Raw genomic sequence first — 25,567 nt, 5'->3', positions numbered from 1 at the left:
ATTACCTGCTTTCCTGTATCAATTAGTGAATTTCTGTATAAATCAATGTCGGAGCTTCTGTTTTTTCTCCGCTGATTTCATAAGCATCATAGATCATGTTCATGACCTTCTCAACATCCTCTGCATTGGCATGAATCGTCACGATTGATTCGCCCTTCGCCACCTCATCTCCAACCTTCTTGTTGAGAACAAGTCCGACAGCCAAATCAATTTCAGATTCCTTCGTCGCTCTGCCGGCACCAAGAAGCATAGCGGCAACACCAATCTCCTCAGCCGCAATTTTCGCAACAAATCCAGCTTCCTTCGCAGGTACCTCAATGATGTATTTCGCCTGAGGCAATTTTTCTGGATTATCAACAACACTTGCGTCTCCGCCTTGTGATGCAAGGAATGTCTTAAACACTTCAAGTGCACGGCCATTCTTCATCACTTCTTCAAGCTTTTGGCGTGCCTCTTCAGGGGTATCCGCTTTTCCTGCAAGGATGATCATATGGCTTCCGAGCGTTAGGCAAAGCTCATTTAGATCAGCTGGTCCATTCCCTGAAAGGGTATCAATAGCTTCCTTGATCTCAAGTGCATTCCCTACAGCGAATCCTAGCGGCTGGCTCATATCAGAAATAATTGCCTTCGTTTTACGGCCGACTCCATTTCCGATATCGACCATAGCTTTCGCCAATTCCTTCGCGTCATCTAGGTTTTTCATGAAAGCCCCGTCGCCTGTTTTAACATCAAGAACAATGGCATCCGCACCAGCGGCAATTTTCTTGCTCATGATGGAGCTCGCAATTAGCGGAATAGAATCCACTGTCGCGGTTACATCACGAAGTGCATATAGCTTCTTATCAGCGGGTGTGAGGTTTCCGCTTTGGCCAATAACGGCAATCTTATTCTTATTCACTAAATCAATGAACTCTTGATTGGAAATCTCCACATGGAACCCCGGAACAGCCTCAAGCTTATCAATCGTACCGCCCGTATGGCCAAGCCCGCGGCCTGACATTTTCGCAACCGGTACATCAAGCGCAGCTACAAGCGGTGCAAGTACTAGAGTTGTCGTATCGCCAACTCCGCCGGTACTATGCTTGTCTACCTTAACGCCTTCTATCGCGGATAAATCAATCTGATCACCTGATTCAACCATTAATTGCGTTAAAATCACGCGCTCCTCTTGCGTCATCCCTTTAAAATAAACAGCCATCGCAAAGGCTGACATTTGATAATCCGGAATACTGCCATCCGTAAATCCTTCAATCACAAATTGAAGCTCTTCCTTGTCCAACTCATATCCATTACGTTTCTTCTCAATAACATCGACCATTCTCATGAATTAACACCCCATTTTTATGAAGTTACTGAATAATTGGTAAGCACTTACAAAAATACTATAACACAAAAGTTGAACAATTGTAATAAATAGATGTGAACATATGTAAAACATATACTAGGTCCTTATTCAACTTATTCTAATTCCCCATTTAAGCGGCGGAAAACTTTGCGGCAGAAAATCACACACCGCCTTCCATATGTATCTGCTTGCTATTTATCACAAAATATTGTGTCCTAAGGGGAATGGAATTACTCCTTTTTACCTGATTATTAGGATTTACCTTTTACATACTGACACTGGAGCATTATTTTCTTTTGGATGGAGAGTTTCGGGGTATGGAGGATGGTTATTTTTTAATAGTGGTCATCTTTTGTCCACCTTTTGGCCACCCTTTACACCTTTGCATGGGTTTTGGATGGGCTTTCTCTGACGATATCCACCCTTGGCCCACCCTTTACCCTCTTTGCCTGGGTTTTGGGTGGCCTTTCTCTGACGATGTCCACCCTTGGCCCACCCTTTAACCCTTTGCATGGGCTTTGGGTGGGCTTTCTCTGACGATGTCCACCCTTGGGCCACCCTTTACACCTTTGCATGGGTTTTGGGTGGGCTTTCTCTGACGATGTCCACCTTTTGCCCACCCTTTACCCCCTTTGCATGGAAAAAGGTGGGCTTTCCCAAGCTTTCCCCGCACTTTTTCTATAGAAAAAAAGCAGCCGCATGTCCTTGATTCAGCAAAAAAAGAAGCAGGATAACTATCCCGCTCTCCAGATCATTCACTTATCTAAAATAAACCGAGCCGTATATTGATCGGTTACAAGAACATTTGCATATTCGCCTTTTAGGGCAGCGTGGATGGATTCGATTTTGTGGGAGCCACCTGCGACTAAAATCGAATAATCCTTTTTCTTCAATTCTTCCAATTCGATACCTAGTGTGCGTTCATCCAGGCTTTGGCTGCATACATGGCCGTCTTTATCAAAGAAGCGGGAAGAGATATCACCTACGGCAGTTGAATAGAGCATACCGGCATCTTCCTCTGAGAAGTAACCAAGATTGAAGAGCAGGGAGTCCGATTTAATTTGTCCGCATGTAAACAAAGCAATATTAGCTCGTTTCCCCATATCAATTACCCGTTTGATATGACGATCTGCCATGATGGCTTCTTTAACGACGACATTGTCGACAATAGCCGGCAAGGGCAGATAATGCGGAGAGGCATTGAAGGCCTTGCCGAATAGATACAGAATCTCTGAGACATATGTGTTCTTTTCGGAAAGACTGATGCCTCCCTTCAGCTGGACGACCTGAACATTATTGACTTGTTTTTTCTTTAGTTCGACTGCGACATGGTAAATCGTTGTTCCCCATGTGACACCGATAATATCATCATCCCCGACGATGGAATCGAGGTATTCGGCTGCTTTCAAGCCAATGGTCGTCTTAATGACATGATCTTCATATTGTCCAACGGAGGCGACGACGGCCTTCTTCAGTCCGTATTTTTGCTCAAGATCTGCTTCAAGATCCGTTAGGCGGTCGGCTTTTTCACATATTTTAATTTGCACGATGCCCTCTCGTTTGGCCGTCTGGAGCATTCGTGATACAGTCGGCCGTGATACTCCTAATTTTTTGGCGATTTCATTTTGCGTACAATCGAGCAAGTAATACAGTTTTGCCGCTTGTATGACTTTATCGTTTTTATCCATTGCTCTATTTGTCCCCTAATTTAAAATTCTTGGCCGTCAAAAGACGATTGTTTTATTGCCATGGACGATAATTCGGTCTTCAAGATGCCATTTCACGGCTCGCGCAAGCACACTTCGTTCAATTGATGCACCGATTTTCTTGAGCTTGCGGACATCGTCCTGATGATTGACTCTCATGATATCCTGTTCAATAATTGGGCCTTCATCCAAGTCATCCGTGACATAGTGAGAGGTCGCCCCAATTAGCTTGACACCTCGATCAAATGCTCGTTCATATGGTTTTGCTCCGACGAAGGCAGGCAGGAATGAATGATGTATGTTGATAATCTTATTTTTCTGTCTTGCGACAAACTCAGGAGAAAGAATCCTCATATAGCGAGCGAGTACAATGACATCAATGCTATGCTCGGCTAAAAGGCGAAGCTGCTCCTCCTCCACCTTCTTTGTTGTTTCCTTTGTTATTGGCAGACAGTAAAACGGGATTTGCAGGGGTTCGACAATCTCTCTCGCATCCTCATGATTGCTGATAATAAGCGGAATATCCGCCATTAAATCGCCTGACTGCCACTCCCATAATAGCTCACGGAGGCAGTGAAGCTCCTTTGATACAAAGATGGCCATCCGTTTCATCTTATAGGCAAAGATAATGTCCCACTTCATCTCAAACCGTTCAGCCACTTGGGTAAAGCCAGTTTTAAACAAAGCTTCCTTTTGATGCAAATCAGGAGCCTCAAATTCAATTCTCATGAAGAATGTGCCTTTATGCCGGTCTGTCGAATATTGATTTGACGCTAATATATTGGCTCCTTGTTTAAATAAAAATTCAGAGACAGCCGCAACAATCCCAGGCTGGTCCGGACAGCTAACCAATAGCCGCGCTTTATCCTTTTGATTTTCCTGATATATTCGTTCCTGCCATTCCTTCATTGACTCCACCCATCCTCCGCCTCTCATGCTTAGTATGTATTAATAGTGTATCACTTAATCTAGCATATAATGAAGGATTGAGGTATGCAGAGCATATGTTTTCATCTTATTGATAGGAATACTTATTTTTCTTCTTATGTTTGCAACAGGCTGGCTTATGGGTATTTGTCTAGTTAAGATTACCGTTTTTGTAAGACGTTGTTTTTTTTCTAAAGACTAAACTGCAAAAACAGTCATATAGAAATAGATAGGGGTGGATTCAATGAGTCAAAATCATACGATGATGCAATTTTTCGAATGGCATATTCTACCCGATGGAACCCATTGGAAGCGACTGAAGGAACTCGCATCCGAGCTTAAGAACAAGGGAATAGATTCCGTTTGGATTCCACCGCCAACAAAAGCTCAAACACCTGAGGATACCGGTTATGGCATCTATGATTTATACGATTTGGGCGAATTCGACCAAAATGGCTCTGTCCGTACAAAATACGGAACGAAGGATGAACTGGTTGAAGCGATTGAGGCCTGCAGGGAGAATGATATTTGCGTATATGCGGATGTGGTCATGAATCACAAGGCTGGCGCCGATGAAACGGAGAGATTCAAGGTTATTGAAGTCGATCAAAATGATCGCACAAAAGAGATATCCGGTCCTTTTGATATTGATGGCTGGACTAAATTCACTTTCCCCGGCAGAGGAGATACATATTCTTCCTTCAAATGGAATGTCGAGCATTTTAATGGAACGGATTATGATGAGGGGACAATCCGGACAGGGATATTTAAAATTCTTGGAGAGCATAAAGGCTGGAACGATAACGTCGATCGCGAATTTGGCAATTATGATTATTTGATGTTCGCTAATATTGACTACAATCATCCCGCCGTCCGGGAGGAAATGATTAAATGGGGCAAATGGCTGACTGACACATTAAGATGTGACGGGTACAGGCTAGATGCCGTAAAGCATATCGATTATACGTTTATCCGTGATTTTGCCACGGAAATGCGTGGAACACATGGCGATCATTTCTATATGTTCGCCGAGTACTGGAATCCAGATCTGAAAGCTTGCCAGGAATATTTGCAGAATGTTGAATTTACCGTAGATTTGATTGACGTCCCCCTCCACTTCAAGCTGTTTTCTGCCTCACAAGCTGGTCGTGATTTTGACTTAAGAACCATCTTTGATGACACCCTCGTCCAAGCAAACCCGCTAAATGCCGTCACATTTGTCGATAATCATGACTCTCAGCCTGGCGAATCGCTTGAGTCATGGATTCAGGACTGGTTCAAGCAGGCGGCCTATGCCTTGATTCTCTTGCGCCATGATGGTTATCCATGCGTCTTTTATGGTGATTATTACGGCGTTGGCGGAGAAGAGCCGGTTGGCCGCAAGAGCAAATTAATTGATCCTCTTCTTTACGCAAGGGTGCATAAAGCGTATGGCGAGCAAATCGATTATTTTGACCATCCGAATACCATTGGGTGGGTTAGGATGGGAACGAGCGAGCACGAAGGTTCAGGATGTGCGGTCGTTATCTCTAATGGGGATAACGGAGAAAAGCGTATGTTTGTTGGCGATGAACGCGCTGGCGAATCATGGGTAGACTGTACAAAAAACCGCAGCGACACTGTCGAGATTGGCGATGACGGTTGGGCTGTTTTCCCTGTAAACGGCGGCAGTGTTTCTGTCTGGGTTCTTCCCGATTCTGAATAAAACCAATGAACGATTACCGTACTAAATTATACGATAGAATGGCAGGCTTTTTTGTTTCAGGGTCTGTCACGATTGTTGTTTCAATATCGAATACCTCTCGCAGCACTTCACGGCTAATAACTTGTTCAGCAGTCCCTTGGATAATTAACTTCCCTTCTTTCACGGCGATGATTTCATCCGCAAAGCGGCTTGCATGATTTAAGTCATGTATAACCATGACAATCGTGCGGCCGGCTTTTTTATTCAGCTTTCCAAGCAGCTCTAATACCTCTAATTGATGGGCCATATCAAGGTAGGTTGTTGGCTCATCAAGCAAAAGGATATCGGTCTCCTGAGCAATAGCCATGGCAATCCAGGCTCTTTGGCGCTGACCGCCTGACAAGGCATCTACTGGCATTTCCTTATAGGAGGCCAGTCCCGTTTCTTCAATTGCCCATTCAACCATTTCCAGGTCATGGGCCGTGGACCGTGAAAAGCCAGATTGGTAAGGTGTACGCCCATAGGAAACCAAGTCTTGAACGCTCAATCCTTCCGGTGCTTGCGGAGATTGCGGAAGAATGGCTAGTTGCTGGGCCAGCTTCCTCGTAGACATACGGTGAATATCCTGTCCGTCCAGGTATACTCCACCGCCGCTTGCCTTATGAAGGCGGGCTATCGTCTTGAGAATCGTTGATTTTCCGCATCCATTGGGACCAATGATAGCCGTGACCTCTCCTTTTTTTATTTCCATATTCAATTTAGGAACGATGATGTTTCCTTCATAGCCGATTGTCAGATCACGTGCTGTCAGGCTCATTTCCCGCTACCTTCTTTCTTCTCTATTTCGTTTTAAGTAATAAATATATAAAGTATGGTGCACTCAGGAGGGAAACGATGATTCCAGCTGGTATATCTACCTTCAGCAGATTTTTGCCAAGCATGTCAGCTAGAATCAAGATGAGCGACCCAATCATTGCTGCGGTTGGCAGGAGATACTGGTGCTTCGGACCAACTAGCTTTCGCGCGATATGCGGTGAAATTAAACCTAAGAATGCAATTCCCCCTCCTGCTGCGACACCAAGTCCAGCGAGCGCTACCGCTAGCACAATCAAGGTTAACCGCTCTCTTTCCGTGCGAATGCCAAGACCCGTTGAGACAAGGGGTCCTAGATGCAGGACATTTAATGCGTGGGATTTGTAAATGATGAGCGGAATGAGCAAGATGAACCAAGGCGCAAGCGCCCATACATACTTCCACTGCGTAGCCCATAGGTCTCCTGATAACCATGTCAAAGCCTTCATGAAATCATGAGGATTCAGCCTTAGCTGTAAGGCCGTCAAGATAGCTGTAATTCCGGCGTTGATGCCTATCCCCGTAAGAAGAAGCCGAATCGTATGCAAGCCTTGCTTCCATGAGAGGAAAAGAATCAAAACAGCTGTCAGCATGGCTCCCAAAAAGGCAAAGAACGGCATTGCAAATGTACTTAAAAGACTCATATTGCTCAGCGAACCTTGGAATAAGGTGATATAAAGGACTACGGTCAATCCTGCCCCTGCATTAATTCCTAAGATTCCCGGCTCCGCCAACTCATTGCGTGTGACTGTTTGCAGCACTGCTCCGGAAATTGCCATGCCTGTCCCGACCATCAAGGCGAGAATGATTGCCGGAAGCCTGATGTCAAACAGGATCAATTCCTGCTTTGGTGTCCCTTGCCCAATAATCGTCTGCCAAACCTCTAGCGGAGAGATGGAAACCGTTCCGATATTAAAGCTTATGAAGCATGCGGCAATAATAAGGAAGCTAAGCATGGTCCAAATGAGCTTGGCTCTTTTTTGTTGCCTCATGAAAACAGCCTCCTTCCATCCTGTCTGACCATGTACAAAAAGAATGGTACCCCAATTACGGCAGTCAAGACGCCAATCGGCGTTTCATAGGGTGCATTTATGGTTCTCGATAAAGCATCTGCCCCGACCAGCAGCGTGCTCCCGAGAAGGGCGGCCACAGGCAGTAATTTTCCATATTTACCGCCTATAGTCATCCTTGTGATATGCGGAATGACCAAGCCGACAAACCCGACCGTCCCCGCGACAGCAACTGCGCTGCCCGTAAGCATTAGAACTGCTACAACCCCTAGCGTCCGTACAAGACCGACATGAATACCAAGACTCTTCGTGATTTCCTCCCCAAGCGACAACAGTGTCAATGCGCGGGAGATTGACAAGGCAATCAAAAGCCCGACCGCCCCCATGATGAGCAAGAGCTTCACATCTGTCCAGTTGCTTGCCGAAAGGTCTCCTGCATACCAAAAACTGATATTTTTTGAAACATCAAAATAAAGAGCGATACTGGTCGTCAAAGAGCTGAGAAACATTCCCGTCGCCATGCCAGCGAGCGCTAGTTTAACTGGCGTTATTCCCCCTCTAGCTAGAATAGACAAGGAGAAAACGAATAACACGGCAAGTCCTGCCCCTGCCATTGAGGCAAACATTGTCTCTAGTTTCGATAATCCAGGGAAAATGGTCAATACTAACACCAAAGTGAAAGCTGCTCCATTTGATACACCAAGAAGTGAGGGCTCTGCAAGCACATTTCTTGTCAAGGCTTGCATCACAGCACCGGATACCGCCAAGAAGGCCCCAACGAGCCCCGCCGCAATTGCCCTTGGCAAACGAATGTCCCAAATGATGTCATGCGTAATATTATTTTCTGTACGATGGAAAAGGGCTTCCCAAATGGTTGAAATACCGTATGTTTTCGTCCCTATCATGAGCGAAACCAGCACGACGGCTGCAAAAAGCAAAACGGCCATCACCAGAACCAAAGTCAATCGCTTGGCTCCCTCTTTCCCTTTTCCCCTATTGTAACCTTGCATCAGTAACCAAATCCTTTATCTTCAACAGAATTAGTGTAAAGAAAAAATCTTTTTTGATTTGGAAAATTAATTCCATTGACTTTATAATTGAGAATAATTATCATTTGTTTTAACTAGTATAGTTTACAATTTAGAGGAGGATTTATCAATGGTAATCAACAAGAAATCCCTATTCATGTTCTTAAGCCTTGCCTGCCTTATGCTAGTGCTCGGGGCATGCAGTTCAAATAACAGCTCAGAGGAAACAAGCTCTGCTAAAACCGTGACTGACGCAGTTGGAGAAATGGAGTTCCCAGCTAACCCAGAAAAAGTTCTTGCTCCCAATATGGAAGATTATCTTGTCACACTAGGCATCACCCCTGTAGCACAATGGTCCATTGGCACATCTGTTCATACATACTTGCAGGATGAGCTTAAAGATGTACCTCTGATTTCATGGGATATGCCTATTGAGGATGTTATTGAGGCAGAGCCTGACCTTATTATGTTTGAATCTGAGGCGGCTATCCAAGAAGGCATGTATGAGGAATACAAAAAGGTTGCCCCAACCTATGTATTTAAGCCAGAAGATACTGAGGACTGGAAAACACAATTGACGGTCATGGGTAAGCTCTTCGGCAAAGAGGATGCCGCAAAGACAGCTATTGAGGAATATGAACAAAAGGCCAAAGATGCGAAAATCCAAGTGAAAGAAGCAATCGGCGATGAATCAGCAGCCCTCATCTGGGTAACAGGCGGACAATTCTTCGTATTTGAAGGCGATCGCTACGCATCCAATGTGTTATATAAGGACCTTGGAATCACGATGCCAACGTATATCAAAGACCTAGGCAAAAGCCAAGATGTATGGCAAGCCATCGCGCTCGAGGCACTAGCTGACCTTGACGCAGACCATTTGTTCATTATGGCGGCAGAAAATGAAGAAGGCATTGAGACATTGGAAAATAGCTCCGTGTATAAATCCATTCCAGCAGTTAAAAAAGATCAAGTATACTTCTTTGAAGACTCAAGCAACTGGACAATAAATGCCAAAATGGCAAATGAGGCAACGATTGATCTTGTACTGGAATCATTAACGAAATAATCGCGAAATATCAGCTGTCCCATTGGGGCAGCTTTTTCTATTTTGTCCGCTTTTATGAAAAGCAATAAACCAGTTTATCCACTGAACCGGTTCAATCATATAACGGCTTCTGCCGGGTCTTATAGACTGGTATGAGCTCTTCACCTTTTGACTGACTTCCTCCTTTTCAAATACTTGAAAAAACACGCTATACCAAAACTGAACACTTCAACAAAAATATTTACGGAATCCTCTGATAAAATATGACGGAAACGAATCATTCTCTCCCCTTCATACGTATGATTAAAGTAAGCAAAACGAAAAAAGGAGTGTATTATGGGATATTTAATTCTTTATTCATTGATTGCCGGCGTTCTATCAGCCTTAGTGCTGCTGCCGCTAACCAACAATGAGAGGCTGCGCATTCATTTCACAGGCAAGATGAGACTGCAAGCAATTGGCGGCCTGTCCATCCTCTGCTTTATCGGATTTTTTCTATATTACTACATAACCAATCAGGACATAAACGCTACTTCTCTCTGGCTTCCAGCCTTAATTTTCACAGCTGGAGGGGCTTTATTGTCCAGCGGGCTTGAGCAGAAATTAAAAGGAATCCTTCTTGTTCTAAGCCTTCTGGCAAGTGCTTATATTCTTTCTGCCTTTATGTTCAATGCGAATGAGAAATATGAAGTCTCTAAAATGGACATAAAAACAGAAATCAAAACCTTTGATGAAAAAGAGACACCAGCAAGTGTCCCGCCTGACTTTGCCCGTAATAAAATGAAGAAGGCATTTGGCCAGGTACCGAATACCAGCTATTACGAGCTTGGCAATCTCCAAATTCAAAAGGTCAATGAAGAGTTCGTATACATTGCACCTGTTGAATTCTCTGGATTTTTCAAATGGTTCAAGGGCAAGGAAACACCTGGCTATTTCATCCTTAGTGCGACCGATTCAACCGCAAACCCATTATTCGTCGAATCAGAAATGGCTTATACCCCTTCTTCTTATTTTAATAAGAAAACCGAACGGGCTTTTAGGCTTCAATATCCTTCCTATATCTTCTATGGAGCGGTTCAGCTAGAAATTGATGATAACGGAAACCCCTTTTATGTTCAGTCCTATGGGGATTTCATTTCCGCACGAAATGGTTTTAAAGCTGATGGCGTAGCTGTCATGGATGCTAAAACAGGCAAGACGAAGGATTACACCTTGGATGATGCACCTGAATTTATTGATGGAGCTGTCTCACCAGAAGCTGTCAGTCTCCAGAACAGCTACTTCGGTAATTATGTGCACGGCTTTTGGAATAGTTATTTCGGGAAATCGGATGTCAAGCTGCCTTCAGATGAAGGAACAGAAGCGAACGTCAGCCCCATCTTCGATGAAAAGGGCGTGATGTACTATTTCACCGACTTCACGAGCCCGAAGGAAGGGGTCGATTCCATGCTTGGATATGCATTGACGAACGCTCGGACCGGAAAGGCCACCTATTATACCGGCAACCTTAAAGAGTCCTATATGGATTCAGAGGGAGCTCTGCAAATTATTGAAAAACGATTCATTGAGAAAAAATGGGAAGGTCAAATGCCTATTCTATATAACTTCTATGGAGAAGCAAGCTGGCTAACGGCTGTGCTTGATTCAAACGGCTACCTGCAGAATTATTTTATCGTGTCTGCGGCGAACCCTGAGATCACTGCCTATGGCCAGTCTCCGGCGGAAGCCCTTAAGCTGTATAAAACCGCCCTTCAAAAAGGAGGCGGAACCGTGACGGGCTCCTCTTCCTCCGAAGAAAAAAAGATTAGCGGGAAAGTCCTTCGGGTTTACAAAGAGAAATTAGGGGAAAATACAAATGTGTCTTTCTTACTAGATAATCGCCAAAGCTATACAATGTCATCTGAAAAGGAACCGCTCATCATTTACCTGCTGGAAGGGGATGAGGTTACCATGACTTATCTCGATACAGGCGAAACATTTTTACCGGTAAATACCATTAAAATTAATAACTTGGAATAATATAAATGGATGTAAGAGATCAGGACTTCATCATCCTGGTCTCTTCTTGTTAACTAATTTATATTCGTACAGAATACTCAGTTCTATGCTACATATTTACCCCTTCCACCTAACATAAAATCCCTTTCATTTGTGCATTCTAAGCATGGCAATTCACCATTTATATGCTTCTTTCAACCATATAAATATCCAAAAAGAAAAACATATTACTATTCCTCTATAATTTGGAATGAAAATTTATTCATTGCAAAGGTATAGAAAATTTTTATATACTCATAAAGACATGCTTTTTTTTGCTATATTCCTCAATCACTTTTTCTATCCGAGAATGTGTAAATATAGAGAGGGTTTCTTAACGTAATTTTTGAAGGGGGCTCCAATATGAAGAAATTTTCCAAACTAATGTTATCCTTAGCGATAGCTGTTATCTCGGTTGCTTCATTCGTTTTTCCAAACCTTACGAGTGCTGAGGGAAAAACCTATACGATCGCAACGGATATCACATTCGCACCTTTTGAATTCCAAGATACAAATGGCGACTTTGTCGGTATTGATATTGATTTATTAAATGCAATAGCAGAAAATCAGGGGTTTAATGTAGAAATTAAACCGCTTGGATTCAATGCTGCTGTACAGGCTCTAGAATCAAAGCAAGTGGACGGCGTTATTGCCGGTATGAGTATTACGGATGAGCGTGAACGTAAATTCGATTTTTCTGAGCCTTATTTCGAATCTGGCGTCGTGATGGCGATTGCCGAGGGCAATGAAGATATTGCATCTTATGAAGACCTAAAAGGTAAGAGAGTTGCGGTCAAAACAGGTACAGAAGGTGCCAGCTTTGCGCAAAGCATTCAGGATGAGTACGGCTTTAAAATCGTCACATTTGATGATTCCGCCAATATGTACGATGATGTCAAAACCGGCAACTCTCAAGCTGTCTTCGATGACTATCCGGTATTGGCTTATGGTGTAGCTCAAGGCAACGGCCTACAGATTGTCACTGAAAAAGAGGTTGGCGGTTCCTATGGATTTGCTGTGGCTAAAGGCGAGAACGGCGAACTCCTTGAGCAGTTCAATGATGGACTTGCTAACCTTGAAGAGTCTGGCGAATACCAAGAGATTCTTGATAAATATCTAGAAGCAAAGAAAAGCACTGATACTGAAAATGGCTTCTTTGGCTTGTTGAAGGAAAGCTTCCCAAGCCTCATGAAGGGCTTGCAAATGACATTGCTCTTAACGGTTGTGTCACTTGTCATTGCCTCTATTTTAGGGATATTATTCGGCTTATGCCGCGTGGCGCATAATGCTGTTCTTCGTGCCATTGGAACCATTTATGTCGATATATTCCGCGGTACGCCATTGATTGTCCAAGCATTCTTCATCTACTTCGGATTGCCGGCTGCACTTGACTTCCGTATTTCGGCTGTGACAGCAGGTATTATCACATTGAGCTTGAATGCTGGTGCTTATATGGCTGAAATTGTCCGCGGCGGAATTGAATCTGTCGATAAGGGACAAATGGAAGCAGCCCGAAGCCTGGGGCTTCCTTATAAAACAGCGATGGCGAAGGTTATCCTTCCGCAAGCCATCCGCCTAATGATTCCATCCATCATTAACCAATTCATCATCACCTTAAAGGATACATCCATCCTTTCAATTATCGGCATCAATGAGCTAACACAAAGCGGTAAGATCATTATTGCGCGTAACCTGGAATCCTTCCAAATGTGGCTCATCGTTGGCGTTATGTACTTTATCATTATTATGATATTGACAAAAGTATCGAACCGTATGGAAAGGAAGATCCAAAATGGGAAAGCTTAAAGTTAGAGGATTAAAAAAATCATACGGACAGCTAGAAGTGCTTAAAGATATCAGCCTTGAAGTAAAGGAAGGCGAAGTCATCTGTTTGATTGGTCCATCCGGTTCCGGTAAAAGCACCCTGCTCCGCTGCCTAAATTTACTTGAGGACGTCAATGAAGGCGAAGTTGAAGTGGATGATATAATCATCACTGATAAGGAAACAGACATCAATAAGGTCCGTGAAAATATCGGAATGGTTTTCCAGCATTTCAACCTCTTCCCTCATATGACTGTGCTTGAGAATATCACGCTGGCACCTGTACAGCTTAAGAAGGCGACAAAAGAGGAAGCTGAAAAGAAGGCACATGAATTGCTTGCTCAAGTAGGTCTTGCCGATAAGGCAAATGCCAAGCCGGCACAATTATCAGGCGGTCAAAAACAGCGTGTTGCGATTGCACGCGCACTTGCGATGAACCCGGATATCATGCTCTTCGATGAACCGACAAGTGCCCTTGACCCAGAGATGGTCGGCGAGGTATTGAATGTTATTAAGCAATTGGCTCAAGAGGGGATGACAATGGTCATCGTAACCCATGAAATGGGCTTTGCTCGTGAGGTTGCCGACCAAGTAATCTTTATGGACGGCGGCTATGTAGTTGAGAAGGGAACACCAACGGAGATTTTCTCCAACCCGCAAAACGAACGGACGCAGGATTTCTTAAACAAAGTATTATAAAACTCGAAAAGGATGCTTTCACATATGTGGCAGCATCCTTTTTTTTGTTTCTTTCGACGATGGAAAATAATACATCCCCCTGCTTCAATAGACATCGTATGGATTGTGATATGATAATAACGTGTCATTTTTGTACGAGGAGTGTGTTATTTTTGGATTTAATTGAAATCATTAAGTATGTCTTTCTTGGATTGCTGCAAGGGATTACCGAACCCATCCCTGTATCCTCAAGCGGACATCTAGTTATCTTCCAGCACTTTTTCAATATGGAGATACCTGGGCTCAGCTTTGAGCTATTCGTGAACTTCGCTTCCTTGATTGCGGTCGTGATCATTTATAGACAGGATTTAGCCAGAATCATTCAAAACGGCCTCGGATTCCTTTTCTCATCCGAAAAAACGGAAAGTATGAAAAAGGATTTCTATTTTATTCTTTACCTAATCATCGGGACCATTCCAGCTGCCTTGATTGGGCTGCTGTTTGAGGACCAAATTGCCGCTGTTTTTAAAGGTGTGCGGGTCATCGGGTTCACCCTTCTTATTACCGGTCTTGCTTTATGGCTCATTCGGAACCTTAATGGCCGCAAATCAGAAGGTGAGCTCAGCTTTAAGGATGCCATTATTGTCGGCTCAGCTCAGGCTGTTGCCTTAATTCCTGGAATCAGCCGCTCCGGTGCAACCGTTGTTGCGTCCATGGCGATGGGAATGAAACGCGAAACGGCTTTGAAGTTCTCCTTCTTCCTCTATATTCCGATCAGTCTTGGCGGGATGATTTTATCTGTTTCTGACCTGGTCAATGACCCTGCGGTTAATCAATTAATGGTTCCATATCTATTCGCCTTCGCAACCTCATTGATTGCCTCTTACTTCTCTTTGAAATGGTTCATGAATATCATGCAAAGAGGAAAGCTAGGCTACTTCTCCGTATACTGCTTTATCGTGGGGACGCTAGTCATTATCTTCGCTTAAGAAGAAAGAATACTGACATGAAAAATCCCTTGCTGGATAGACAAATGGTTTATCACAGCGAGGGATTTTTTGTATGATGCTTTTGCAACAGCCTCCCATCCCCCTTTCCCTTTACATCTGCCTGGCCCATCTTCTACGATGCAATAGTTACCCTGGATAACCATACGAAAATGGGGGTACATGAAGATGTTCAGGAATTCTTCTATCGCTTGGCTCCTCTCTTATGGATATGAATATGGCATGGGGGGAATTTAAATATACTGAACAATAACTACCAATCTTATGAGCCTGTGCTTTCGGAACCCTTCGAATGGGCCGCCAACTAAGTTCGAAACCATCCGAGCCGGTGACTTTTCCACTTCCTTTCATATCATCATTATAATCCGGCTAATAAAAAGTCTGTCAATTAGGTCTATTAGTATTATTTTGACATCACTTTCATGATAGAAAATACTTATATAGTGTAATTTTTTACTGGGCAATTTTAACTATTATTACCATAAAAACTATTAAATTCCTGCAAATCTGCTATATTGATTGGTGGGAGTGTTACCCTCCCACCAATTAATAGCTTTTAGGAGGAATGAATAGTTTGCGAAGATTACCCTTAACTAAACTCGTTACTGTCTTCATGTTTGCCATTCTTTTATTCACCACCCCATTCCAGATGCTAGATGCAGAGGCATCCAAAAATCATAAGGGCAAGAAAAACAAGGAAAATTCCAAGGTCTCCCTTCGCATTATGGAAACAACAGATGTCCATATGAATCTGTTAAGCTATGATTATTACAAAAACAGCGAATCTCCGAATGTCGGGCTCGCTAAAACAGCTACCCTCATCAACCAGGCACGCAGTGAAGTGAAAAACAGCGTCCTCGTTGATAATGGCGACCTTATACAAGGTAACCCATTTGCTACATACAAGGCTAAAATTGACCCTCTTGAAAAAAAGGAAGTCCATCCAGCCATTAAAGCAATGAACCTTTTGGATTATGATATTGCCACGCTTGGCAACCATGAGTTCAATTATGGATTAGAATTTTTAGATGAAGTATATAATGATGCGAAATTTGATTTCGTCAACGCGAATGTCTATATCGATGACAAAGACGGAAATCCAAACAATGATCAAAATAAATACAGACCTTATAAGATTGTTAACAAGAAGGTAAAAGACCAATCAGGCAAGACAAAAGTCGTAAAAATCGGCTATATCGGGTTTGTGCCTCCCCAAATCAACGAGTGGGATAAAGCCCATCTTGACGGCAAGGTTATCACAAAGGATATTACCAAAACAGCCGAAAAATATATTCCAATGATGAAGAAAAAAGGTGCTGATGTCATCGTTGCCATGGCTCATTCCGGCTTCAGCAGCAATGAGCAGAACACGGAAGATACCATTTATGCCTTAAGCAAGGTAAAAGGCATCGATGCCCTCACCTTCTCCCATACGCACAAGGTCTTCCCAGCTGCTGATGTCAGTAAGCTAGATGCCCTCTTTAAGGACGAGAACGGTAACGTCCTTCCTGGAGTAGATAATGAAAAAGGAACCATTAACGGCGTTCCAGCTGTACAAGCTGGCTTCGGCGGCGGTTCCCTTGGAATCATTGATTTAACTCTAGAGAAGAAGAAAGGGAAATGGAGTGTTACTGATTCTCAGTCCTCCACACGAGCAGTTACTAGCGATGTTGAGCCAAATCGAGCAATCGTGAAGGCTGTCACAAAAGACCATGAAGCTACCATTGATTATGTAAATACACCAATAGGAACAACGACTGATGATATATACAGCTACTTTGCTCTTGTGAAGGATGACCCATCCATTCAGGTCGTGACCAATGCTCAAACTTGGTATGCGGAGAATTACATCAAGCTCAATAAGCCAGAGCTTGCTGATATTCCGATTCTCTCGGCTGGAGCACCTTTCAAAGCTGGCCGTAACGGGGTTGAGGAATTCACAGAAATCAAAAAAGGTGATTTAACTATTCGCAGTGCTGCCGATCTTTATTTATACGACAACACCTTAAAGGCCATCAAATTGACCGGTGCTGACGTAAAAGAATGGCTTGAAATGTCTGCCGGCAAATTCAACACAGTTGATCCGGCTAACACAGAGACACAGGAATTATTAAACCCGTCCTTCGCCGTTTATAACTATGATGTGATTGATGGCGTTACCTATCAAATCGATGTGACGAAGAAACCAAAATATACTCCGACTGGAGCGGTCGCTAATCCAGATTCAAGCCGAATCATCAATCTGGAGTACAATGGCGCTCCTGTCCAGCCAGATCAGGAGTTCATTGTTGTAACAAATAATTACCGTGCAAATGGCGGTGGGAACTTCCCAGGCGTTACAAACGGCGAGATCGTTATTGATTCAGCTGAAGAGAACCGTCAAGTCTTGATGGACTATATCTCAGAAGTAAAAGAAATCACGCCAACAGCTGATAATAACTGGTCCCTTGCACCTATTGCTGGTGATGTGAATCTAACATTTACGACATCACCAAAAGCTCAAGAATACATCACAGAAGACAGCCCATTCACGTATACAGGCAAAACGGATGATAAAGGCTTTGGTATCTTCACCTATGATTTGAATCGCGGAATCAGCATCCAGCTATTGAGCATGAATGATCTGCATGGCCAGCTTGACACTGTCACGACCGTGGACGGCAAGACAGCGGGAAAGATTGAATATACAGCTGCTGCCCTAAAGGAACGCGAGGCTTTGAACCCCAATACATTCATCGTTCATTCCGGTGATATGATTGGGGGCAGCCCCCTCCTCTCTGCCTCTTTCCAGGATGAGCCGACTGTTGAGGTCATGGAAGCCATCGGCTTTGATGCCGGGACACTTGGAAACCATGAATTTGACGAAGGCATTGATGAATTGAAAAGAATGATTTCCGGCGGGGATCATGAAAAGGGAACGAAGGGATATGACGGCATGGATTTCCCTGTCGTTGCTGCCAATGCCTATGACACTCGCGATAATGAGCTTATTACTGATCCTTATACAATCCTTGAAGCAGAAGGCCAAAAAATTGGCGTCATCGGTGTTGTCACACAGGAAACACCCGAAATGATTGTTCGTAAGGGAAATGAAACATTAAAGATTACAGATGAAGTAGAAGCCATTAATACGTATACAGAAGAACTAAAAAAGGAAGGCATTGAGGCAATTATTGTCCTTGCTCATAACCCCGCCACCCAGGATGGCTATACAGATCGCTATGATGCAAGCAGGATTGCTGAGCAAATCAATGATGAAGTGGATATCATCTTTGCCGCTCACAATCATGTAGGAGTTAACCGTGTGGTAGATAATAAACTCATCGTACAAGCCTACTCATACGGTTCAGCCATTGCAGATGTTGACATTGAAATTGACCCGGTTACCGGTGATATCTTCCACAAGGAAGCTGAAATCGTGACAGTATTCCAGGATGATTACACACCAGACCCTGAGGTCATTGCTATCATGGATAAATATACAGCTCTTGTAGAGCCAATCAAGGCCCAGGTTGTCGGCCAATCTGCTGAAACCTTGATCAAAGGGTACCCAACGATTGCGCAAACCAACAGCGACCTTGCCCTCGGCAACCTGATTGCTGATGGAATGAGAGTCGCGATGGATGCAGACTTTGCCATGATGAATGGCGGCGGTGTCCGTTCTCCGCTTGAAGCTGGGGAAGTAACGTTTGGCGACCTCTTCGCAATCCAGCCATTCGGCAATGTCCTAAACAAGGCCACCCTTAGCGGAGCTGACATAGCTGTCGTACTTGATGAACAAATTACAGCAAGAGGCTTAGACTACCATATCTCTGGCCTAAAATATACGTACACCTATGACGATGAAACTAAAACAGGCAAAGTTGTGGACATCTTCCTTGAAGATGGCAGCAAAATCGATCCTGAAAAGGAATACACTGTTGTTGTAAATAATTATATGTACACAAATATCAGTACTAGCTTTGATGAGCTCGCTTCTTCCATGGAGGTTGGGCCAGTTGATATCGATGCCACTGTTGACTATGTAAAAACTCTGCCACAGCCATTTACTTATGCTGTTGAAGGACGGATCCAGAGAGTTCAATAGTTAAAAGACCTGTCAGGATGGATAATCTCTCCTGACAGGTCTTCTTTTATATGGACTGGACTCATGATTCTATACCCAACAATATAAAAAGCCGTCCCCTCGATTCAAAGGGACAGCTTCCACCCCTATTCATTTAAATAACTTCTCGTATTGCCCATATCCTTCATCTGACAATTTCTCCTTCGGAATAAATCGCAGGGCGGCAGAATTGATGCAATATCGCGCCCCATCTGGTCCTGGCCCATCATCAAATACATGGCCAAGATGAGAATCCGAGGTTTTTGCCCTGACTTCAATTCGCCTCATCCCATAGGAGGTGTCGAGCTTCTCTTCTAGCTCCATGCGCTGCAATGGTTTTGTAAAGCTTGGCCAGCCACAGCCGGCATCATACTGGTCAAGTGAGCTGAATAGCGGCTCACCGGTGATAATGTCTACATAGATTCCATCCTCTTCATTATCCCAATATTCATTATCAAACGGCGGTTCAGTCGCATTATTTCTCGTCACCTCATATTGGAGCTCAGTCAATTCCTTCCTGAGCTGTTCCGGACCTTTGACTTTTTTCCAATTCTCTCGGATAAAGCGGGCACGTCCGGAACCCTCCTTATAGAGATTGTAGTGAAAAGGATTCTTCCTGTGATATTGCTGATGCTTCTCCTCTGCTTCGTAAAACGGGGCAGCAGGCCGGATTTCAGTGACAATCTCTTTCTGGAAGCGGCCGCTCTCAGCTAGCGCTTGCTTTGACTCTTCCGCTAACCTGCGCTGTTCATCTGTATGGTAAAAAATAGCCGTTCGGTAGGATTGTCCTCTATCATTGAATTGGCCGCCCGGATCAGTCGGGTCAATCTGCTGCCAATATTGCTCAAGTAATTTCTCATAAGGCATTACATCTGGGTTAAAGGTAATTTGAACAGCCTCATAATGGCCCGTTGTTTCAGAACAAACCTCTTCATATGTCGGGTTTTCTGTATGTCCGCCCGTATAACCTGAGACAATGCCATAAACGCCTGGCTGTTCTTCAAATGGAGAGACCATGCACCAAAAGCATCCGCCAGCAAATGTCGCGAGCTCCTTCCTTTCCTCCATTGGTTGATTCCTCCTTTTTCTGTTCGTACCGTATATAATAACCTTTTCTTCTATCCCTAAACCATTGATACGCTTGTTTATAAGTACGTATGATAAAAATGAAAATACATCATCTGGCAATTAAAAAGAGCGGACAAATGAACCTTGCCCGCTCCACATATTCATAAACTGTCATCAAAAACGCGTAACCCCGCACCGACAACACCATTGTTTTCTCTTAGCCTGCTAATATACAAATGATTCAATAGATGCTGCTGATCCACTAGCTGATGTGCCTTTAACTTATTTTTGATTAGATCTAACAAAAATGGGTTGTTTACGATGACACTTCCGCCGAACACGATTCTATGAGGATCAATCAAGCTCGAGATCGAATAAATTCCCTGCGCAATATATTCAGCAATCTGTTCAATGATGACATCATAGCCTTCAGCCCCACTTAGAAATCTATCAAAAACATCTTTTGTGGATCCAATATCCTGCTTTAATTCTTTCTCTGCTAATTTTCGAATACCTGGACCTGCCGCTATTTTCTCTAGCCTTTCATTCGAGTCGCCTATAAGGACTGGAATGAGCCCCAACTCTCCGGCAAAACCAGCTCCCCTGATAAAGTCGCCTTTATGAATAATCGAGCTGGCAATTCCCGTGCTGATGGTAATATAAACAAATGTCTCCTCCAGGTCCTTCTGTGAGACCCATTCGGCAAATGCCGCCATATACACATCATTATCAATGATAATCCGGTTTTCCTTGAATCGATCTGCCAAGCGCTCTCTTATCGGAAAGTTACCCCATGGAAGGTTATTCTGATAGATAGCAATACCTTCCTTACGATCCACTTTCCCTGGGACCCCTGCACCGATTCCTTCAATCTGATCAATACTGATTGAGACCTCGTTCAACACCTGCTCCACGGCTTCGCATACTCTTACAAACATCGCTTCCCTGCCTGAAGGATCACTTTTCACTTCCACTCGTCCAAGCAGCTCACCCTGTTCTGTCACAATTCCTGCTGCTATCTTCGTTCCGCCTATATCAAGACCAATTGCCTTTTTCATTTAGCTGCACCTCTGTGAATTGAGTTGAGTACCGATAGGAATAGTTAGGCATATTTGCGATTGTAATCATACAGGAGCCCGAGAAGGCCTGCCAGACCAATTAACATCAGCCCTAACTCCATCTTCCCCACTGTCTTCTGTCCAATAATGATTAATGCAAGGCAGAAGATGAATAAAAGTACCTTAATCACGATCAGCAAATTCTCCTTCATCAGAAAAAACCTCCCACCTTATTTCACTAGGTGCTAGCTTCACTTCCTTGGCTTTGCCTTGGCCATTGTAAATCATTGTCGTCTGTTCTTCCATCGAATTATTCACGATAGCCGCTTTCCCTATAGCTGGATATACATGAACCTCACAATAAATATTGCTTGAATGCCATCTATAGAACGCTTCTTCTTTCTGGGCAGCATAATATAATGAACGCATTAATAGACGCGTGTTTTCTTCACTGTATGGTAGTCCCGCGATATAGACTGTTCTTCCCTGCCCAAATGAGCCGCTCGCCAGATGAACTTCACCATCAGAGTACTCAAGGATTTCAGTCTTCTCAGAGAGGGCATAGATGTTTTTCATCCCTTCACCGAAATCAAATGATTGACTGTCCTTTGTAATAAAATGCTCGTTGACAGGTGTGACAAAATATTTATCAGTTGATAGGCTAAACCCTAATTCTTTATCGACACCAAGGGCAGTGGCCAACTGGAAGTAATGGCCCTCATGCTGATAGGCTGTCGGTTCACCAACGCCAATGAAGCCTCCGCCGTTATAGATCCAAGACCTAATTGTTGTGACAAGCTTTTCATTTGTCCAATAATGGCCGCCCGAAAACGCAGTACCAGCGTCACCGGCATTGATGATAACATCAACATCATCAGGTACTCCATTGTTAATCACATCATCAAAGCTGATGAAGACAACATCAACATCTGCCCCGCTTAATGATTCCAGGATGCCCAAATAGGAATAAATTTGTTTATACCATAGTGCATGGGCAACCATATGGGTCTGCCATGTCCTCAATTTCCCCCATGAGTTTAAGATGGCTACCTTCAATCCGCTATATGGTTCAACTCCGTGAATCGTATCGTATATTTCACGGAATTCATCTGTCACACTTTCTATATAGGAAACGAAATCAGGGAACTTGTAGGCCAAGCTTAAATACCCGCCATACCCAATCCTGTCCACTGGATTCCTTAGGATGGCTCTCCTGGCCGTCAGCCAATTTTCATTTGCTTCAATGACTGGGTTATTGCCTTCATAAAACGTATCCGGGAAGAAATACGGCAGGAATCTGCCTTCTGTATATCGGACATGCGGGATATCTGCAATCATGCGCAAGGTCGCTCCTCCGCCTACACTGCCAACTACTGCATCAAGTCCGATGTTTTTGAAGTATTCTCCATACGGCTCAGTGCCAATCCAATTGTCCCCAAGAAACATCATGGCTTCTTTCCCGCTTTCATGGACGATATCTACTAGCTTTCTAGCTTCTTCTGCAACAAACTTTTGCACAAAATCCATATAATCCAAAAATGCCTTCGTCGGAATTCGGAAGGATGTGTTGTAATATCCTTGGTCAACGATATCCTCTGGTCTTAAGCGATAGCCCTTCTCTTTCTCAAAGGCATCAAGGGCTGCGACGGATACACTAGCTCCATAGCCAAACCAATCCACAAATTTTTCTTTCCCAAGATTATTGAACACAAGGGTAAAGTGATAAAAGAATGTCGTAAACCGGACGACATCTGTATCAGGATTCTCCTTCAGCCATTGGCTCAAATAATCCTTCATATATTTATTGGAATTTGGCTGCCTTACATCAAACGGGATATCATGAGGGGTATCACCCCAGTCATTCGTAATGTGATTGTACATTTGCGTAGGATCCCAAATCGCATAAACCAAAAATGATACTGTATACTCGTGCCAAGGAATCGCATTCGTGATTGTCACACTATTATCTTGTTTATTTACGCTCCAATTATCTATATCTACAACTTTGCCAGTTGTACGATCAATAACTTCCCAATAGACTTTAGGGTCATGCACATAATCAGGCTTTAGCTGCTCCTCAAAATAGCCCTTCATGAAATCAATCTTAAGCTCCTCATTATGGGCCGTATTAAATTGACTCATTAAATAAAGCTGCTGGCATTCCTCCATATGTTTCTCGGCAAAATCATTATGGCCACGCGCAACAAAATAGGTGGTGTAGATTTTGGCATCCAGCTGCTTAATGTCATCATCTAATTTAGTCCCGTCACTATCCCTGATGGCATCAGCACCCCAACGTTCCATTAGCTCTTTTGTTTCATTTAAAAAGTCCTTCTGACTCGGAAGTGTTACACGTCCTCTTCCATTTCTCATGCCTAACTCCTCCTAATCTTTTAGACCGCCAAGGGTCATGCCTTGCGTTAATTTCTTTTGCACAATAATATACAGAATCAAGGTTGGCAGCATGACAAGGACCATACCTGCATACATTTGCCCATAGTTTGCGGCTGATTTCTGTGCTGCCATCAAATTCATTAATCCAACAGGCAAGGTTTTATCGGGACCTGGTATTAAGGTAAGAGCTATGATGTACTCATTCCAGAACGCCAGAAAGTTAAATAGGATGACAGCAACTATACTTGGCCGAGCCATTGGAATCATGACTTTTGCCATTGTCTTAAAATAACCTGCTCCATCGATAAAAGCTGCCTCTTCATATGTAGATGGTAAGGATTGAAAGTAGCTTGATAATAAATAAATCGTAAAAGGCAAAGCCGTCGCCGCGTATACGAATGCGAGAACAACTAAATTATCCAATAAAAATCCCTCCCCAAACACTTCACGCAAGAGGGTATCTCCGTCTACGAGCATAAGAAAAATCGGAACAACTATATAGTTCACATTAATAAATAATCCTGCTTTAAATAAAACATTCATCAAACGGCTGCCTCTGAACGTATACCGTGCCAGAACATATGCTGCAGGCAACGCCACAACCAATAGAATGGCCAGGGCAAGCGTGGTCACAATAGCGGAATTCAGCATATAGCCGCCCATATTCGCCTTTTGGAAGGCATCAATAAAGTTCTGGAAATAGAATCCCTCCGGCAAAGCCCACGGGCTTCCGTAAAATTCCGCGTTTTGCTTGATTGAGGCAAGGAAAACCCATGCAACTGGGACAAGGATCGAAATAGCCAGTGTAAATAACGCAAGATAGATAAATAAGCGATAGGCTGTTTCAGCACTCATGCTTTTTCGTGCTTTCATTCGTCAATACCTCCTTAATACTCCTGTACTTCCCGTTTTGTGACTAGACTGACAAGGGCTGATAATGCGAATGAGAACAGGAAGATGACAACACCGATAGCCATCCCGTAACCATACGAGGAATTGGTATAAGCCTGCTTGTACATATAACTCAAGAAAACCTCCGTCGAGCCATCTGGTCCGCCCCCCGTCATCGCTTGAACCAATAGGAAGCTTAGGTTAATCGTACTGATGATAAAAAAGGTCAACGTTGTACGGATGTTATTCCAAATCAGCGGTAAAGTGATACTCGTAAACTGCTTAATCCGTCCTGCCCCCTCTAATGCTGATGCCTCATAGAAGCTTTCCGGTATGTTTGCTATGCTAGCCATATACATGACCATATAGTAGCCAATCGCTTGCCAGATAAGTGCTGCACCGATACTGTAAATGGCGATTTTTTGATCACCAAGCCACATTTTTTGCAGGTTATCTAAGTTGAACAACCCAAGGAGGTTATTTAATAATCCGGTATTCGGATCATAGACCGCCGAGAATATCCCCGCGATAACAACAATCGAAAGGATATTCGGGATATAGAAAATGACTCTGAAAAGGCTATTCCCCTTTATATTCTCTCTTGTTAAAATCGCAGCAAATAGGATGGCCATAACCATTGTGAAAATTGTTACAATTACAAGCAGTAAAACACTGTTTTGAAGGGCATGAATAAAATTCATATCATTCCAGAGAATCTTAAAGTTATCTAGACCGACAAATACCTTATTATTAGAGAAGCCGCCCCATTTATATAAGGACATTCTAAAGACTTCAATCGTCGGATAAATCATGAATATGGACAACATAATTAAGGCAGGTACTGTACAAACAAAGATAAATATACTTTTTTCCGTTTTCTTATTCATTGCGTTCCCTCCAGTAAAGAACA

The 25,567-nt window shown here is 43.5% G+C and carries 19 protein-coding genes; 7 read left to right on the top strand and 12 right to left on the bottom strand.

The features are described from left to right. Nucleotides 1-22: 22 nt before the first annotated feature. The 3 genes from CYL18_RS05350 to purU all read right to left on the bottom strand — a co-directional run bounded on the left by CYL18_RS05350 (nucleotide 23) and on the right by purU (nucleotide 3,960). The gene (locus CYL18_RS05350) at nucleotides 23-1,324 is read right to left on the bottom strand and encodes a pyrimidine-nucleoside phosphorylase (protein WP_104848456.1); all 1,302 of its coding nucleotides are present in this window, start codon (nucleotides 1,322-1,324) and stop codon (nucleotides 23-25) included. 776 nt (nucleotides 1,325-2,100) lie between these two features. Next, nucleotides 2,101-3,033: a sugar-binding transcriptional regulator gene (locus CYL18_RS05340; RefSeq protein ID WP_104848454.1), complete on the bottom strand. Its 933-nt coding sequence runs from the start codon at nucleotides 3,031-3,033 to the stop codon at nucleotides 2,101-2,103. 36 nt (nucleotides 3,034-3,069) lie between these two features. Further along, nucleotides 3,070-3,960, bottom strand: a complete 891-nt coding sequence (gene purU / locus CYL18_RS05335; protein WP_104848453.1) for a formyltetrahydrofolate deformylase — start codon at nucleotides 3,958-3,960, stop codon at nucleotides 3,070-3,072. A gap of 262 nt (nucleotides 3,961-4,222) precedes the next feature. Between purU and CYL18_RS05330 the strand changes: the two genes are divergently transcribed. Continuing rightward, on the top strand, nucleotides 4,223-5,683 hold the full coding sequence (locus CYL18_RS05330) for an alpha-amylase (protein ID WP_104848452.1): 1,461 nt from the start codon (nucleotides 4,223-4,225) through the stop codon (nucleotides 5,681-5,683). 13 nt (nucleotides 5,684-5,696) lie between these two features. On the opposite strand, the gene CYL18_RS05325 is transcribed toward CYL18_RS05330, so the two are convergent. Genes CYL18_RS05325 through CYL18_RS05315 form a run of 3 tightly spaced genes read right to left on the bottom strand, consistent with a single transcriptional unit; the run spans nucleotide 5,697 to nucleotide 8,534 of the window. Then, entirely contained in the window at nucleotides 5,697-6,479 is a 783-nt protein-coding gene (locus CYL18_RS05325; RefSeq protein ID WP_104848451.1) for an ABC transporter ATP-binding protein, read from the bottom strand. Nucleotides 6,480-6,501: 22 nt separating this feature from the next. Then, nucleotides 6,502-7,506: a FecCD family ABC transporter permease gene (locus CYL18_RS05320; RefSeq protein ID WP_104848450.1), complete on the bottom strand. Its 1,005-nt coding sequence runs from the start codon at nucleotides 7,504-7,506 to the stop codon at nucleotides 6,502-6,504. Further along, on the bottom strand, nucleotides 7,503-8,534 hold the full coding sequence (locus CYL18_RS05315; RefSeq protein ID WP_236636263.1) for a FecCD family ABC transporter permease: 1,032 nt from the start codon (nucleotides 8,532-8,534) through the stop codon (nucleotides 7,503-7,505). The genes CYL18_RS05320 and CYL18_RS05315 overlap by 4 nt, the downstream gene beginning before the upstream one ends. Nucleotides 8,535-8,682: 148 nt before the next feature. On the opposite strand from CYL18_RS05315, the gene CYL18_RS05310 reads away from it, so the two are divergent. The 6 genes from CYL18_RS05310 (at nucleotide 8,683) to CYL18_RS05280 (ending at nucleotide 19,228) form a co-directional block, all read left to right on the top strand. After that, entirely contained in the window at nucleotides 8,683-9,618 is a 936-nt protein-coding gene (locus CYL18_RS05310; RefSeq protein WP_104848449.1) for an ABC transporter substrate-binding protein, read from the top strand. 315 nt (nucleotides 9,619-9,933) lie between these two features. After that, nucleotides 9,934-11,616 (top strand): hypothetical protein, encoded by a 1,683-nt coding sequence (locus CYL18_RS05305; RefSeq protein WP_104848448.1) that lies wholly within the window; start codon nucleotides 9,934-9,936, stop codon nucleotides 11,614-11,616. A gap of 381 nt (nucleotides 11,617-11,997) precedes the next feature. Continuing rightward, nucleotides 11,998-13,440, top strand: coding sequence for an amino acid ABC transporter substrate-binding protein/permease (locus CYL18_RS05300; protein ID WP_201741243.1), 1,443 nt, complete (start codon nucleotides 11,998-12,000; stop codon nucleotides 13,438-13,440). Continuing rightward, nucleotides 13,427-14,155, top strand: coding sequence for an amino acid ABC transporter ATP-binding protein (locus tag CYL18_RS05295; RefSeq protein ID WP_104848447.1), 729 nt, complete (start codon nucleotides 13,427-13,429; stop codon nucleotides 14,153-14,155). Before CYL18_RS05300 ends, CYL18_RS05295 begins: the two co-directional genes overlap by 14 nt. A gap of 152 nt (nucleotides 14,156-14,307) precedes the next feature. After that, nucleotides 14,308-15,123 carry an undecaprenyl-diphosphate phosphatase gene (locus CYL18_RS05290; protein WP_201741242.1) on the top strand — a complete coding sequence of 272 codons (816 nt, stop codon included), beginning with the start codon at nucleotides 14,308-14,310 and terminating at the stop codon, nucleotides 15,121-15,123. A gap of 631 nt (nucleotides 15,124-15,754) precedes the next feature. Further along, on the top strand, nucleotides 15,755-19,228 hold the full coding sequence (locus tag CYL18_RS05280) for a bifunctional 2',3'-cyclic-nucleotide 2'-phosphodiesterase/3'-nucleotidase (protein WP_456238404.1): 3,474 nt from the start codon (nucleotides 15,755-15,757) through the stop codon (nucleotides 19,226-19,228). 129 nt (nucleotides 19,229-19,357) lie between these two features. On the opposite strand, the gene msrA is transcribed toward CYL18_RS05280, so the two are convergent. The 6 genes from msrA to CYL18_RS05255 all read right to left on the bottom strand — a co-directional run bounded on the left by msrA (nucleotide 19,358) and on the right by CYL18_RS05255 (nucleotide 25,544). Further along, nucleotides 19,358-20,314 carry a peptide-methionine (S)-S-oxide reductase MsrA gene (gene msrA, locus CYL18_RS05275; protein ID WP_104848444.1) on the bottom strand — a complete coding sequence of 319 codons (957 nt, stop codon included), beginning with the start codon at nucleotides 20,312-20,314 and terminating at the stop codon, nucleotides 19,358-19,360. A 161-nt stretch (nucleotides 20,315-20,475) separates the two neighbouring features. Then, complete coding sequence (locus tag CYL18_RS05270) at nucleotides 20,476-21,372, bottom strand: ROK family protein (protein ID WP_104848443.1); 897 nt, start codon at nucleotides 21,370-21,372, stop codon at nucleotides 20,476-20,478. Nucleotides 21,373-21,416: 44 nt separating this feature from the next. Continuing rightward, complete coding sequence (locus CYL18_RS19365; RefSeq protein ID WP_201741241.1) at nucleotides 21,417-21,584, bottom strand: DUF6903 family protein; 168 nt, start codon at nucleotides 21,582-21,584, stop codon at nucleotides 21,417-21,419. Beyond that, nucleotides 21,556-23,745 (bottom strand): 1,3-beta-galactosyl-N-acetylhexosamine phosphorylase, encoded by a 2,190-nt coding sequence (gnpA, locus tag CYL18_RS05265; protein ID WP_104848442.1) that lies wholly within the window; start codon nucleotides 23,743-23,745, stop codon nucleotides 21,556-21,558. The genes CYL18_RS19365 and gnpA overlap by 29 nt, the downstream gene beginning before the upstream one ends. A 12-nt stretch (nucleotides 23,746-23,757) precedes the next feature. Beyond that, a complete protein-coding gene (locus tag CYL18_RS05260; protein ID WP_104848441.1) occupies nucleotides 23,758-24,639 on the bottom strand; it encodes a carbohydrate ABC transporter permease in 882 nt (293 codons plus the stop codon). A gap of 14 nt (nucleotides 24,640-24,653) precedes the next feature. Continuing rightward, nucleotides 24,654-25,544, bottom strand: a complete 891-nt coding sequence (locus tag CYL18_RS05255; RefSeq protein ID WP_104848440.1) for a carbohydrate ABC transporter permease — start codon at nucleotides 25,542-25,544, stop codon at nucleotides 24,654-24,656. Between the last annotated feature and the right edge of the window lie 23 nt (nucleotides 25,545-25,567).

The sequence above is a fragment of the Pradoshia eiseniae genome, from assembly GCF_002946355.1.
GTDB classification, from domain to species: Bacteria; Bacillota; Bacilli; order Bacillales; family Pradoshiaceae; genus Pradoshia; species Pradoshia eiseniae.
Note: the sequence above shows the minus strand (reverse complement) of the source record. Positions and strands in the feature narration are given on the sequence as shown.